At 63.2% G+C, this 12624-nt stretch carries 11 protein-coding genes; 3 read left to right on the top strand and 8 right to left on the bottom strand.

Annotation, left to right across the window (positions count from 1 at the left end; genetic code table 11):
• Positions 1 to 9 precede the first annotated feature (9 nt).
• Genes DDE77_RS01035 through DDE77_RS01025 form a run of 3 tightly spaced genes read left to right on the top strand, consistent with a single transcriptional unit; the run spans position 10 to position 2021 of the window.
• Complete coding sequence (locus tag DDE77_RS01035) at positions 10 to 813, top strand: ATP-binding cassette domain-containing protein (protein WP_108395570.1); 804 nt, start codon at positions 10 to 12, stop codon at positions 811 to 813.
• Complete coding sequence (locus tag DDE77_RS01030) at positions 803 to 1621, top strand: metal ABC transporter permease (protein WP_108395569.1); 819 nt, start codon at positions 803 to 805, stop codon at positions 1619 to 1621. Before DDE77_RS01035 ends, DDE77_RS01030 begins: the two co-directional genes overlap by 11 nt.
• Positions 1611 to 2021: a Fur family transcriptional regulator gene (locus DDE77_RS01025; RefSeq protein WP_108395568.1), complete on the top strand. Its 411-nt coding sequence runs from the start codon at positions 1611 to 1613 to the stop codon at positions 2019 to 2021. Before DDE77_RS01030 ends, DDE77_RS01025 begins: the two co-directional genes overlap by 11 nt.
• 151 nt (positions 2022 to 2172) lie before the next feature.
• On the opposite strand, the gene rsmD is transcribed toward DDE77_RS01025, so the two are convergent.
• The 8 genes from rsmD to DDE77_RS00985 all read right to left on the bottom strand — a co-directional run bounded on the left by rsmD (position 2173) and on the right by DDE77_RS00985 (position 12621).
• On the bottom strand, positions 2173 to 2754 hold the full coding sequence (gene rsmD / locus DDE77_RS01020; RefSeq protein WP_108395567.1) for a 16S rRNA (guanine(966)-N(2))-methyltransferase RsmD: 582 nt from the start codon (positions 2752 to 2754) through the stop codon (positions 2173 to 2175).
• A 146-nt stretch (positions 2755 to 2900) separates the two neighbouring features.
• A complete protein-coding gene (locus DDE77_RS01015) occupies positions 2901 to 4631 on the bottom strand; it encodes a pseudouridine synthase (protein ID WP_108395566.1) in 1731 nt (576 codons plus the stop codon).
• Positions 4632 to 4739: 108 nt separating this feature from the next.
• Complete coding sequence (locus DDE77_RS01010; protein WP_108395565.1) at positions 4740 to 5462, bottom strand: hypothetical protein; 723 nt, start codon at positions 5460 to 5462, stop codon at positions 4740 to 4742.
• A gap of 85 nt (positions 5463 to 5547) precedes the next feature.
• Complete coding sequence (gene lspA / locus DDE77_RS01005) at positions 5548 to 6108, bottom strand: signal peptidase II (protein WP_245895038.1); 561 nt, start codon at positions 6106 to 6108, stop codon at positions 5548 to 5550.
• Between the two features lie 137 nt (positions 6109 to 6245).
• The gene (gene ileS / locus DDE77_RS01000) at positions 6246 to 9194 is read right to left on the bottom strand and encodes an isoleucine--tRNA ligase (protein ID WP_108395564.1); all 2949 of its coding nucleotides are present in this window, start codon (positions 9192 to 9194) and stop codon (positions 6246 to 6248) included.
• An 89-nt stretch (positions 9195 to 9283) separates the two neighbouring features.
• On the bottom strand, positions 9284 to 10258 hold the full coding sequence (locus DDE77_RS00995) for a bifunctional riboflavin kinase/FAD synthetase (RefSeq protein ID WP_210204317.1): 975 nt from the start codon (positions 10256 to 10258) through the stop codon (positions 9284 to 9286).
• A gap of 5 nt (positions 10259 to 10263) precedes the next feature.
• Complete coding sequence (locus DDE77_RS00990) at positions 10264 to 11130, bottom strand: TIGR01459 family HAD-type hydrolase (protein WP_108395562.1); 867 nt, start codon at positions 11128 to 11130, stop codon at positions 10264 to 10266.
• 261 nt (positions 11131 to 11391) lie between these two features.
• Positions 11392 to 12621, bottom strand: a complete 1230-nt coding sequence (locus DDE77_RS00985) for an EAL domain-containing protein (RefSeq protein ID WP_108395561.1) — start codon at positions 12619 to 12621, stop codon at positions 11392 to 11394.
• Positions 12622 to 12624 lie beyond the last annotated feature (3 nt).

The following is a 12624-nucleotide window of genomic DNA, read 5'->3' as shown; positions in this document are numbered from 1 at the left end:
AAAGCCGATATGATGGACGCCCTGGCTGGCAAAGATGTTCTGGTGAGGCTGGAAGATGCCGGCGTGGCCCGGGGTGGGCGAACGCTGGTGAGCGGCATCGACCTTTCGATCGCGCGGGGCGAGATCGTGACGCTGATCGGGCCGAACGGGTCGGGAAAATCCACCACGGCCAAGATGGTGACGGGCGTGCACAAGCCGACCAGTGGTGCGGTTTGGCGGAAGCAAGGATTGCGCATCGGCTATGTGCCGCAAAAGCTTAGCATAGACTGGACGCTGCCGCTGACGGTGGAGCGTCTGATGACGCTGACCGGACGGTTTGGGCGCCGCGAAATCGAAGAGGCGTTGGACAAGGTGGGCGCTGGTCGGCTGCTGAAAGCGGCGGTTCAGGAATTGTCGGGCGGAGAGTTCCAGCGCGTGCTCTTTGCGCGGGCGATGATCCGCAAGCCGGATTTGCTGGTGCTCGACGAGCCGGTGCAAGGGGTAGATCTGTCGGGCGAGGCGGCGCTCTACCGATTGGTGCGCTCTATTCGTGACACGACGGGTAGTGGCATCCTGATGATCAGCCACGATCTGCATGTGGTGATGGCGGAAACTGATACCGTCATTTGCCTCAACGGCCATGTATGCTGCCGGGGCACGCCGTCGACGGTCAAGCGGAGCCCGGAATATTTGCGTCTGTTCGGCGAGCGGGCGGCGGGGTCGTTGGCGATCTACCAGCACCACCACGACCATGAGCACCATGACGATGGTTGTGTCGTGGCCGAGGGGCAGGTGCATGATCACAGCCACGAGGGGCATGCCCATGTTCGGTGATTATTTCTCCCGCGCGCTGATCGCGGGGATCGGACTGGCCCTGGTGGCGGGCCCCTTGGGGTGTTTTGTCGTGTGGCGTCGCATGGCGTATTTTGGGGATACCATGGCGCATTCGGCCCTGTTGGGCGTGGCGCTGTCGATCATCCTCTCGATGAACATGACGCTAGGCGTGTTTGCCGTGGCGGCGCTGGTGGCGGGGGCGCTGATCGTCCTGCAGCGGCAGGCAACGCTGTCGACCGATGCCCTGCTGGGGATTTTGAGCCATTCGACGCTCGCCGTAGGGCTGGTGCTGGTGGGGTTTCTGACCACGGTGCGGATAGACCTCATGGGCTTTTTGTTTGGTGATATCCTTGCCGTATCTGTTGAGGACATCGCCGTGATCTATGCCGGTGGCGCCGTAATCGTCGGCGTGCTGATCTGGGCTTGGCGGCCACTGCTCGCGTCTACCGTCAGCCCGGAACTGGCAGAGGCCGAAGGACTGCGACCGGAGGCGAGCCGGCTGTTGCTGATGATCCTGATGGCCAGCGTCATCGCCATTGCCATGAAGCTGGTGGGCGTGTTGCTGATCACCTCGCTGCTGATCATTCCGGCAGCCACTGCGCGGCGGCTGAGCGCTACGCCGGAGGCCATGGCTATCGTGGCGGCCGTGCTCGGGGTCATTGCCGTGGTGGGCGGATTGTTTGGCTCGCGGACCTGGGACACCGCTTCGGGGCCGTCGATCGTGGTCGCGGCGCTTCTGGTTTTTGTGGTGTCGCTGGCAGTGCCAGTGTCACGCCTTTTCGGCAGGAGAGAAATTTATGGCACATAGCCACGACTTACCGGCCGATCTGACGCGCAACCAGGGGCTGGTGTTGAGCGCGCTCAACCATTCGGAGGGGCCGCTCAGCGCCTATGACATCCTGGACAAGCTGCGCGGCGACGGGTTGCGTGCGCCGCTGCAGGTTTATCGGGCGCTCGACAAGCTGGTGGAGCGGGGCCTCGCGCACCGGCTGGAGTCGCTCAATGCCTTTGTGGCCTGCGCGGATGAGCATTGCCATCGCAAAGGGCTGATCGCGTTTGCCATCTGCGAAGGGTGCGGGAAGGTGGACGAGTTTGCCGACGGAGTGATCGAAGAGCGGCTGGGAGATTGGGCGGGAGCCAAGGGTTTCCGCGTGGAACGGACGACGATGGAGATCCGCGGGAAGTGTGGGGCTTGTGTGGGGGTGTGAGGAGCTGGTCTCGCTTGTCACTCGCGCTGCTCTTAGCGCTAGCAGTTGGGGCTCGGGCTTAGCGTTACTGTTGCAAATGGGTGGCCAGCCCACCCCCACCCTTGATCCCTCCCCGCAAGGGGGAGGGTGTCGACTGCATGATCGGTGACGTTCAAGGCTGAGTTGTGGGCTCAGCGACAGGGCTAAACGTCAAGAAATGCACTGCTGCGGCGCCGTAGATGCGGCGGTCGTCGAGGGTGAAGCCCTCGGGGATGGTGATGTCGGCTTCCGCGCTTTCCTCGAACACGATGGTGGCGCCGGCCGTGAGCCAGCCGTTCGCGGCGACATTGGCGAGGGCTTGTTCGCCCAGGCCCTGGCCATAGGGGGGATCGAGGAAGACGAGATCGAATTGGCCGAAGGTTCCGGGGGTGCCGAGGTTCGTGGCGTCGCGGCGGAGGAGCTTGGTGACGCCCCCTGCCCCAAACGCTTCGATGTGGTCGCGGATGAGGCCGCGGCCTTCGGCGCCGGTCTCAACAAAGGTGACGTGGCTGGCGCCGCGGGACAGGGCTTCGAAGCCGAGCGCGCCGGTGCCGGCAAAGAGGTCAAGCACGCGCAGATCGGTAAAGACCGGGCCCAGCTTGCTCGAGAGAATGTTGAACATGGATTCGCGCACGCGATCGGCAGTTGGGCGGATCGAGTCGTCGGCGGGTGAGGTCAGCGGTTTGCCGCGATATTTGCCGGCGATGATGCGCATGGGAGGCTCCGGATGGATAATGCAGCAGACAGACGTTCGCCGGATGTCACCCTCGGGCGATGACCCGAGGGCGCCATATTTGATCGCTTGCCTGGCTAGTGCAGAGCCCTCGGGTCAAGCCCGAGGGTGACGGCCGGTGAGAGCGGTCAGGCCTTGGGACGACGAGGACCGGTGGGCCGTCCAGCACCCGGACGAGCGGCGCCCGGGCGCCCTGCCCCCGTTGGACGCCCGCCAGGCTTTGGACCGCGCTGCGGTGCGGCGCCGTCGCGCTTGGGGAAAGGCTTTCCGTCGGCGCGGGTCTTGGGCTTGCCATAGGTCTTGCTTTCGGAGCCGAGGTGATCGCGACCCGGGCGTGCAGGACGCGCGGGACGATCGCCCTCGGGGCGGAAGCTGCGGTGCTTTTCGGAGAAGTTGCGGCCGGGGCGCTTGGCTTCGCCACGGAAGGCTGCGCCCTCGCCCTTTTCGCTGTCAGGGCGCAAGCGGGGCGTATAGGTGCGTGGGCCTTCGGCAGCGGCGGCGTCGTTGCGGCGTGGACCACGGGGCGTGCCGGTGAACTCGCGATCGCGTGGCGGACGCTCGCCTCCTTCAGGACGCGCATTAAAGGGACGCTTTGGCCGATCACCATCTTCACGGCGCGGACCGCGCGGCTTGTCGAGAGCGGGTTTGTCGCCAAACGACTTCTTTCCAAAGGCTGGCTTATCGCCGAAGGCCTTCTTCTCGAACGGCTTCTTGGCACCCGGTGCACGTTCCGGCTTCTTGCCGAAGCTGCGCGCGGGTTGATCGTCCGGATCGCGCCAGCCTGGCTTGCCCAGACGCTTCTGAACAAACTCCTCGGGCGCGCGACCGTCGTCGTCGAAATGGATGCGGCGTGGTGGCGCGGTTTCTTCTTCGCGCTCGTCCCGCTTGGGCATGGGCTTGCGGCTGTCGAACCGGCCGGGACGATCCTGGCGAGGACGCTCCGCGCGCCACTCCTCCTCGCTCTTTTCGGCATGGTCGGTAAAGCGGAAGCGCTGGCGCGCGATTTCCACCGTGTTGGTGCCGCGGCCGGTGAGGCGGTCACGCGTGGGCTTGCCGACAAGCTGGTGCACTTCGGGCATTTCGCTGTCGAAATCGACGTCCGCAGCTTCGGCGAGCTTTTTGCCTAGCTGGTCGCGTAGGGTGGAGGCCTTGACGGTCTCGATGCCACCCACCGGGATGTCGCCGAGCTGGAAAGGACCGTAGCTGACGCGGATCAGGCGATTGACCTCGAGGCCCAGCGCACCCAGGACGTTTTTGACTTCACGGTTCTTGCCTTCGCGCAGAGCCATGACGATCCAGACATTGGAGCCCTGCTCGCGCTCCAGCGTGGCTTCGATGGAGCCATAGCGGATGCCATCGATCTCGATGCCGTCCTTGAGCTTGTCGAGGGCAGCTTGGGTGACACTGCCATGAGCGCGAACGCGATAGCGGCGCAGCCAGCCAGTTGCGGGCAGTTCGAGCACGCGCTTGAGGCCGCCGTCATTAGTGACGAGCAGGAGGCCTTCAGTGTTGATATCGAGGCGACCCACGGAAACGACGCGGGGAAGGCCGAGCTGTTCGAGGTGCTCGAAAACAGTATCGCGGCCTTCGGGATCCTTCTCGGTGACCACGAGGCCCGCGGGCTTGTGGTAGAGCCAGACGCGCGTGCCCTGGCGGGCGGCGAGGGGCGCGCCATCCACCATGATCTTGTCGCGGTCGGTGACGTTGAAGGCCGGGGTCAGCACCTTCTTGCCGTTGACCACGACGCGGCCTTCGGTGATCCAGGCTTCGGCGTCGCGGCGCGAGCAGAGGCCGGAACGGGCAATGACCTTGGCAAGGCGATCGCCGGTGTCTGGCTTGGAGGGGGTAGTGTCGCTCATAGCGATAGTTCTTTCATGACATGCGGGACCCGATGGGGCGGCGCGAAAAACGAGAAGCGGCTGGGTGAACCAGCCGCTCGATATTCCGATGGACCAGACGCAAAGGGCCTAGTCGAGAGTGGTGTCGTCGTTGGTCAGCCCGGCACCAACACCAGAGCTCAGGGAACCTGGCGTGCCGGCATTGTTGAGCTTGGGCGCCTGGGCAGCGCGGATGGCATTGCGCACCTTTGCGGGGCATTTTGGATCGTTGATGGAGACGATCTCGCCATTGCCGACGGCGCAGACCATTTCGGCATCGCCGACGCGGGTGAAGTATTCTTCCGGTGGCAGGTAAAGCGGGCGATCGGTGTTGACGGTGACGCTCATATTGGCGCGCTGCATACGGGCAGTGAGTGCGCGAGCTTCGGCGTCGGTCAGCGGACGGCCGGATACGGAGCGCAAATCGACTACCTTGGCATTGCGAAGGCGCTGGATATCGGCTTCGCTGAGGTTAGCGGTGTTGATCTGGACAGTGTCGCTATTGGCGGGCAGTTGCGCCTTGGCCGTCGTGGTGGACGGCGGCGGCAGGGTCTGGGCAGAGCCGGGCAGCACCAGGGGCGCCCGTGGCTTGGTCAAGTCTTCCTTGGGCTTTTCGCCAGGAATGAGGCCAACGCCCCGGGCGGTGGAGCTCATCACTTCGCGCTCGAACGTGCCAACGTCGGTGAGGGCATTGGTGCCTTCCACCGTGGTGCAGGCAGCCAGCGCCATAGCCAGCAGGATGCCTCCGACAGCCTTGCCGGCCCCGAACAGCCCAGAGAGTTTTGCCTGCTCCGCGGTCAAACCAATTGCCATGAAACGTCCTTCACCTTTTCGGCCGCGCTTATAGCGCACTTTGGCGCCTAAGACCAGATTCTGGCGGGACCGTGTTCGCCAAGAACTATGCGCTCGATTTTCTGCGTCCCAGCCCAAGAAGATCGGCGAGCAAGAGGATAACGCCCGCGGTTATTGCCACATCGGCAATGTTGAAGATGTAGAACGACCAGGTGCCCCAGTGGAGGTGGAAGAAGTCGGCCACGGCGCCATAAAGGAACCGATCCAGCGCGTTGGAAAGAGCGCCCCCGATGCAAAGGGCAAGGCCTATGCGGATCAGGCTTGAATCGGCGCGCCACCACCAGACCGAAAGGGCTGCAATGGCCACGAGCATGATCACGCCCAGAACCCAGACGGGCAGGCCTTCCAGCAGGCCATAGGAAATGCCAGTGTTCCAGACCAGGACATAATCGAAGAAATCGGTGACGCGAACGACTTCACCGCCGCGCCAATTGGTCATGGCAAAGGGTATGAAGCTCGAAAAGATCTCGACGCATGGCGCAGCGCCGGGGGCAATACATTCACCGGATACCTGAAAGCCCTTGTGGGCGCGATCAAGGCCAAAGGCGAGGATGGCGGTGGTGAGGGAGATGTAGACGGAGGGGTGGGTCCAGGAGCGGAGATTCATGGGCGAGACCCCCACCTAGCCTCCCCCTGGGAGGGGGAGGGACAAGTTTGTGGATGTGGCGGGATATTGCCACTTGCGCGGTGTAGTTCCTCCCCCTTCGAGGGGGAGGTTAGGTGGGGGTGGCTAGCCATCAAGCGCTACAGCCCTGCCGCGGCGCGTTCGCGCAGGGCTTGGGCGTCGCGCAGGGTGACATCGGGGAAGTCAGGGTCGGTGCCCACTTCAGGCAGGATCTTCCAGGAGCGGGCACAGCGATTGCCCTCGGCTAGAGCCGGCGCAACGGCGACACCGGGCACGTCTTCCAGGGTGAAGCCTTCGCCGGTTCCGGCGATCACTTCGATATCGGAGGTGATGGCAATCTCGGCGAGGTCCTGGCCTTGGAGGGCCGTGCGATAGCGCTCGTCGGCAATGAAGACCTTGGGTGCAGCCTCAAGCGAGGAGCCGATGCGCTTTTCGCGGCGCTCGATTTCCAGTGCTCCAGTCACCACGCGACGAACAGCGCGGATCAGCTGCCACTTTGCGGCGAGCTCGTCATTGATCCACTCAGCCGGTACTTCGGGGAAGAGGCGCAGATGGACGGACGAGCCTTCTTGGGGGAAGCGCTCGAGCCAGACTTCTTCCATGGTGAAGACCAGGATAGGGGCGAGCCAGGCGGTGAGGCACTCGAAAAGATGGTTGAGAACCGTCAGCGCCGCCTTGCGGCGGATGGAGGAGATTGGATCGCAGTAGAGCGCGTCTTTGCGGATGTCGAAATAAAAGGCCGACAGCTCGATGTTCATGAAATTGGTAAGGAGCGTGACGATCCGGCGGTAGTCATATTCCTTGTAGGCGTCACGCACCTGCCCATCGAGCTGGGCGAGGCGATGAAGGATCAGCTGCTCGAGTTCGGGCATGTCAGCAAAATCGACTGCGTCACTTGGCTGATAGTGGGCGAGATTGCCCAGCAGCCAGCGCAGCGTGTTGCGCAGCTTGCGGTAGCTGTCGACGGTGGTCTGGATGATCTCCTTGCCCAGGCGCAGATCTTCCGAATAGTCGGATGACGCAACCCAGAGGCGCAGGATATCGGCGCCGTATTGCTTGATGATGTCCTGCGGGGCGACGGTGTTGCCCAGCGACTTGCTCATCTTCTTGCCTTCGCCATCCATGGTGAAGCCATGGGTCAGCACGCTTTCATAGGGCGCGTGGCCGTTAGTGGCGCAGGATTCAAGCAGGGACGAATGGAACCAGCCGCGGTGCTGGTCCGAGCCTTCCAGATACATGGAGGCCGGGAATTTGAGGTGCGGCCATTTCTGCTTGTTGCGCAGCACGAAGGAGTGGGTCGAGCCGGAGTCGAACCAGACGTCGAGAATGTCGGTGACCATTTCGTAGTCATCGGGATTGCGCGTTTCGCCGAGATAGCGGGCGGCAGCGCCCTCCTTGTACCAGGCGTCGGCGCCTTCTTCCTCGAAGCTCTGGGCGATGCGGTGATTAACCGCTTCGTCCTTGAGGATTTCGCCGGTGGCTTTTTCCACGAAGACGGTGATCGGCACGCCCCAGGCGCGCTGGCGCGAGAGGACCCAATCGGGGCGATCGGCGATCATGGAACGGAGGCGATTTTGCCCGGCGGCGGGGTAGAAGCGGGTCGCGTCGATGGCGTTGAGGGCACGATGGCGCAGCGTATCGCCCTCGGCACCTTCGATCGGCCGGTCCATGTAGACGAACCATTGCGGCGTGTTGCGGAAGATAACCGGCTTCTTGGAGCGCCAGGAATGGGGGTATTGGTGCTTGACGCGGCCACGGGCGACCATGGCGCCGCGTTCCGCAAGAGCCGTGATGACGCGCTGGTTGGCGTCGCCCTTCTTACCGTTGTCGTCGATCACGCGTGCGCCTTCCAAGCCCGGCGCTTCCGCTGTGTAGAAGCCGGCATCGTCAACGGCGAAGGGGATGGTGGTGTCGATGCCGCGCGCTTGGAGGGCACGGGTCGAGTTCATCCAGATCTCGAAGTCATCGAGGCCATGGCTGGGCGCGGTATGGACAAAGCCGGTGCCCGCGTCGTCGGTGACGTGCTCGCCATCAAGGAGGGGGACGGGGAAGTTGTAGCCGTCGGCGAGGCCCTTTAGTGGATGCGAACAGGTGAGGCTCGCCATGTCTTCAGCAGATACATCAGCACGCTTCTCGAAGGCTTCGACCTTAGCCTTGGCGAAGACTTCCGCGGCCAGCTTGTCGGCAATGATGTATTTCTCGCCAACCTTGGCCCAATTCTCGGCGGGAGCCTGAGTGACCTCGTAGAGGCCATAAGCGATCTTGCCCGAATAGCTGATGGCGCGGTTGGCCGGGATGGTCCAGGGGGTGGTCGTCCAGATGACCACCGAAGCTCCAGCGGAGACAAGGGGGTTCATCTGGCTGCCTTCGCGTCCAGCGAGAAATATCGGGAACTTCACCCAGATCGTGTCGCTCTCGTAGTCCTGATATTCGATTTCGGCTTCGGCCAGGGCCGTGCGTTCGACGACGGACCACATGACCGGCTTGGAGCCGCGATAGAGCTGGCCGGTGGTGGCGACCTTCATCAGTTCGCGCGCGATCTGGGCTTCGGCGTCAAAGCTCATGGTGAGGTAGGGATTGTCCCATTCGCCCAAGACGCCCAGCCGCTTGAACTCCTCGCGCTGGATGCCAACCCATTGCTCGGCAAAGGCGCGGCATTCCTGGCGGAATTCAACAACAGGAACTTCGTTCTTGTCCTTGCCCTTGGCGCGGTATTGTTCCTCGATCTTCCACTCGATAGGCAGGCCGTGGCAATCCCAACCCGGCACATAAGCGGAGTTGTAGCCCAGCATCTGCATGGAGCGGGACACAAGGTCCTTCAGCGTCTTGTTGAGCGCGTGACCGATATGGATGTTGCCATTGGCATAGGGGGGGCCATCATGGATGGTGAAGAGCGGCCGATCCTTGGCCTGTTCCCGCTGAGCTCCGTAAATATCCATTTCCTGCCAACGCTTGAGCCAGATGGGCTCGCGATCGGGCAGGCCGGCGCGCATGGGAAAATTGGTTTCCGGCAGGAAGAGGGTCGACGAATAGTCGGTTTCGGTCGCGCCGGTGGCTGTATCGGTCATGGGATCAGGCAATCGGTAAAGGAGTTTGGCGGCCTTTTAGCAAGGCGGGGCGGCGGGGGCAAAGGATGATTTGGGTGGGTCCACGCGGCCTAGCCGACAAAGCCCAGCTTGGCGTCCAATTCGCTTAGCGGTTTTGCTGCGGCAATAAGGTCTCGCGCCTTGCGGGAGTCACGGTCCATGGCGGCAATGAGCTGGTCCAAGCCCGAGAAGACTTCCTGGCCGCGGATGTGGGCGATGAGGGCTATGGTGAGCGTCTGGCCATAGATGTCTTCGTCGAAATCGAAGATGTGCGTTTCAAAGGGCGGGCGCTGATTGTTGAACATGGGTTTGCCAAAGGCGGCGACGCCGTCAAGGAGCCGGTCGCCTAATCGGGCGCGAACGGCATAGACGCCTTGGGCAAGCTGGAAATTGGTGTGCGTCACAGTGTTGGCGGTGGGATAACCGAGCTCGCGGCCGCGCTGGTCGCCCTTGACCACGCAGCCATCGAAAAACCAGTGGTAGCCGAGGAGGCGATTGGCAGCGGTGACCGCGCCTTCGGAAAGCGCGGCGCGGATGCGGGAGGAGGAAATGGGTTCGTCGCCCTCGTCCGCCAGATCCAGCGTCTGGACGGCAAAGCCATGTTGCTCGCCGGCGCTTTTGAGGAAATTGGGCGTGCCGCGACGCTGGCGGCCGAAGTGGAAATCGGCGCCAACGATGACCCCTGAGACGCCCAGCGCATCCACGAGGAAGCGGGACACGAAGTCCTCGGCTTCAATCTGGGAGAAGGCGCGGTCGAAGGGGAGAATGGCGATGGCGTCAAGGCCAAAGGTTTGTGCAAGACGCGCCTTGGCGTCACCATCCGTCAGGCGGAACATGAAGGGCGCGGGCGCAAAGACGTCGCGTGGGTGGGGCTCGAAGGTGAGCACCATCGCCGGAACGCCCGCTTCGCTGGCACGCGCCTTGAGGGTTTCCACCACCTGCTGATGGCCACGGTGGAAGCCATCGAAATTGCCGATGGCGACATAGGCGCCGCGCAGATTTGACGGCACCTCATCAAGATTGGCCAGGCGAATGAAATCGCTCACGGGCTTTACCAGGACAGGCGCGGCAGGAAACCGGCCAGGTGGGCACGGCTGGGCGCAACCAGATCGGCGATAGCTTGCGGATCGGGCTTGCCGAAGGCGTCGAGCTCGGCGGCGTGGATCGAGCCGGTGACAAACAGGAGGTCGATGCCGAACTGGGCAGCGCCAGTGGCGTCGGTGCGCACGCTGTCGCCGATGGCGAGAACGCGCGATTTGTCGAGCGGGCGGCCGGCCGCTTCTTCGGCCAAGCGGAAGGCTTCCTCGTAGATGGGCTGGTAAGGCTTGCCAGCCATCAAGACCATGCCGCCCATGGCCGCGTAGAGATCGCCCAGCGCGCCGCCGCAGTAGATGATCTTTTCGCCGTGTTCGACCACCCTGTCAGGATTGGCACAGATCATGGGGAGCTTGCGCGAGAGCCAAAGCTTGGCGCGCTCGCGGTACATTTCGGGGGTGTCGTCGTCTGTGTCGAGATCGGTCACGACGATGGCTTCGGCTTCCTCGGCAGAAGCGCGGCGCACGTCGAGACCTTCGTAGAGCGAATCATCTTCGGTGGGCGGGCCGACATGGTGAATGGGCTTGCCGCGGTATTTGGCGATCATAGCACGGGTGGCATCGCCGGAAGAAACAATGGCGTCGTAGGCGGCCGGGGTGATGCCCAGGCGATCAAGCATGGCAACCAGTGGGCCCGATGGGCGGGGTGCATTGGTGATGAAGACGACCTTCCCGCCCTTGTTCCGATACTGCGTGAGAGCGTCCACCGCGCTAGGAAAGGCCGAAACGCCATTGTGCACCACGCCCCAGACATCGCTCAGAACCGCATCATAGCGGCTGGCAAGATCCGAAAGGCCAGAGATGGAAGGCAGGGAGGCGGTCATGGCTTTATCCGGTGCGTGGAAAGGTGAGTGTTGTATGTGGCAGCCGGGGTGGCGGGATCAAGGGGAAATGGTGGCGGGGTGTGGAAGGACGGGCATGGGTGGGATGCGGGAGGAATGAATGGGCTTGGCTGCGTGAGTACCGGCATTGAGCTGATCGAGGGCGCAAAAACCCCTCCCTTGGTCCCTCCCCGCAAGAGGGAGGTGTCGACTGTGCAGCCGGTGACTGGGAGCAATCTTTGCTCCGCGGACTGCCGTCGGTGCTCAGATTTCCGCACGCCGGAGTTGAGCTATTGGGCGGGTAGGTTCGCCCACCAGATCAGGGCGGACAGGGCCGGGGGCAGCGATGTGGGGGCCTTGGACGAGGCGGATCCCGTTGTCCAGGAGTTCAACGATTTCGCGCTCGCTGCTGATGCCGGTTGCAAGCAGCGAGACTTCGAAGCGAGCAACATAGTTGGCGATGTCGGATGCGTGGAAGTCGGTATAGATTTGCGGGCTTTCGATGAAATGGCCGGCATCGATGCGCAGGGAGCGGACCCCCTGCCCTGCAAGTTCGGCCACATCGACCCGCAACGAGCCCATATGAGTGAGCGAGAAGCCGGCGCCTTTCTTGGCCATGGCGTCAGCTATGGCGCGTTCGGCCGTGGTCAGGTCCTGCCAATCGGTGTCGCTGATGGCAAAGATCATGAAGGGAGCAATTGCACGATTGGCTTCAAGGGAGGCCAGCAATTGCTCGGCGGCTGTGGTGTCCCCAAAAGTGGCGCGGGACAGCGGAATATAGAGAGTAACGGGCTGTCCGGCCGTGCGGGCGCGGCGGGAAATGGTGATGGCTTCAACCAGCGCCACCCCTTCAATGTGCCGCCGCACGTCGTCCCCGCCCTGGCGAGGCAGGAAATCGGGCGCATCGGCCAGATCGCCATCTTCCAGCATGAGGCGGGGAACAAGGTCATAGCCGTGTGGGCGGCGCTGGGGGAGTGTGACGATCGGCTGGATGTGAAACAGTAGCCGGTTTTCAGCCAGCGCCTGGCGCACTGTTTCGAGGGGAATAATCGGTTCGGGCTCGCGGACGGGCGGAGGGGGCGCGGGGGTGATCATCCGGTCCCGCGCCTGGCTTTGAGGCTGGGATGCGCGCACCTCGATGTCAGCGACTGCTTCTGCAACCTGGCGGATCACCGTGCCCAGAACCGAGATGTCGGCCTCTACGCCATCGAGGCGCTGTCCGGCATTCTGGTCGGCCAAGGCATTGATGCGCTGACCAAGGACGGCGCCGGCCTGCGCGTCGGTGGCGAGCAGCCGGGAAAGGTCCTCGATGGCTTTTTCCAGGCGATTCTCGGCGCGCTGGCGCAAGATGCGCTCCATCAGGACCACGCAGACGCAGCCAAAAACCACCGTGACCATGATGGCGTCGGCGGGCGTGAAAACCAGGGCGAAATAGGCGGTAGCGCCAGCGCCGATCGCAGCAAGGGCGATAAAGGTGTAGACCAAGGCCTGCACGCT

It is taken from the genome of Devosia submarina, from assembly GCF_003056345.1.
Lineage (GTDB): Bacteria > Pseudomonadota > Alphaproteobacteria > Rhizobiales > Devosiaceae > Devosia > Devosia submarina.
Note: the sequence above shows the minus strand (reverse complement) of the source record. Positions and strands in the feature narration are given on the sequence as shown.

What these genes read in the sequence shown, in the direction of transcription:
- rsmD (WP_108395567.1), bottom strand. Translation starts at nt 2,754, where the DNA reads ATGCGCATCATCGCCGGCAAATATCGCGGCAAACCGCTGACCTCACCC.
- ileS (WP_108395564.1), bottom strand. Translation starts at nt 9,194, where the DNA reads ATGACCGATACAGCCACCGGCGCGACCGAAACCGACTATTCGTCGACC.
- DDE77_RS01035 (WP_108395570.1), top strand. Translation starts at nt 10, where the DNA reads ATGATGGACGCCCTGGCTGGCAAAGATGTTCTGGTGAGGCTGGAAGAT.
- DDE77_RS01025 (WP_108395568.1), top strand. Translation starts at nt 1,611, where the DNA reads ATGGCACATAGCCACGACTTACCGGCCGATCTGACGCGCAACCAGGGG.
- lspA (WP_245895038.1), bottom strand. Translation starts at nt 6,108, where the DNA reads ATGAATCTCCGCTCCTGGACCCACCCCTCCGTCTACATCTCCCTCACC.
- DDE77_RS01015 (WP_108395566.1), bottom strand. Translation starts at nt 4,631, where the DNA reads ATGAGCGACACTACCCCCTCCAAGCCAGACACCGGCGATCGCCTTGCC.
- DDE77_RS01010 (WP_108395565.1), bottom strand. Translation starts at nt 5,462, where the DNA reads ATGGCAATTGGTTTGACCGCGGAGCAGGCAAAACTCTCTGGGCTGTTC.
- DDE77_RS00990 (WP_108395562.1), bottom strand. Translation starts at nt 11,130, where the DNA reads ATGACCGCCTCCCTGCCTTCCATCTCTGGCCTTTCGGATCTTGCCAGC.
- DDE77_RS01030 (WP_108395569.1), top strand. Translation starts at nt 803, where the DNA reads ATGTTCGGTGATTATTTCTCCCGCGCGCTGATCGCGGGGATCGGACTG.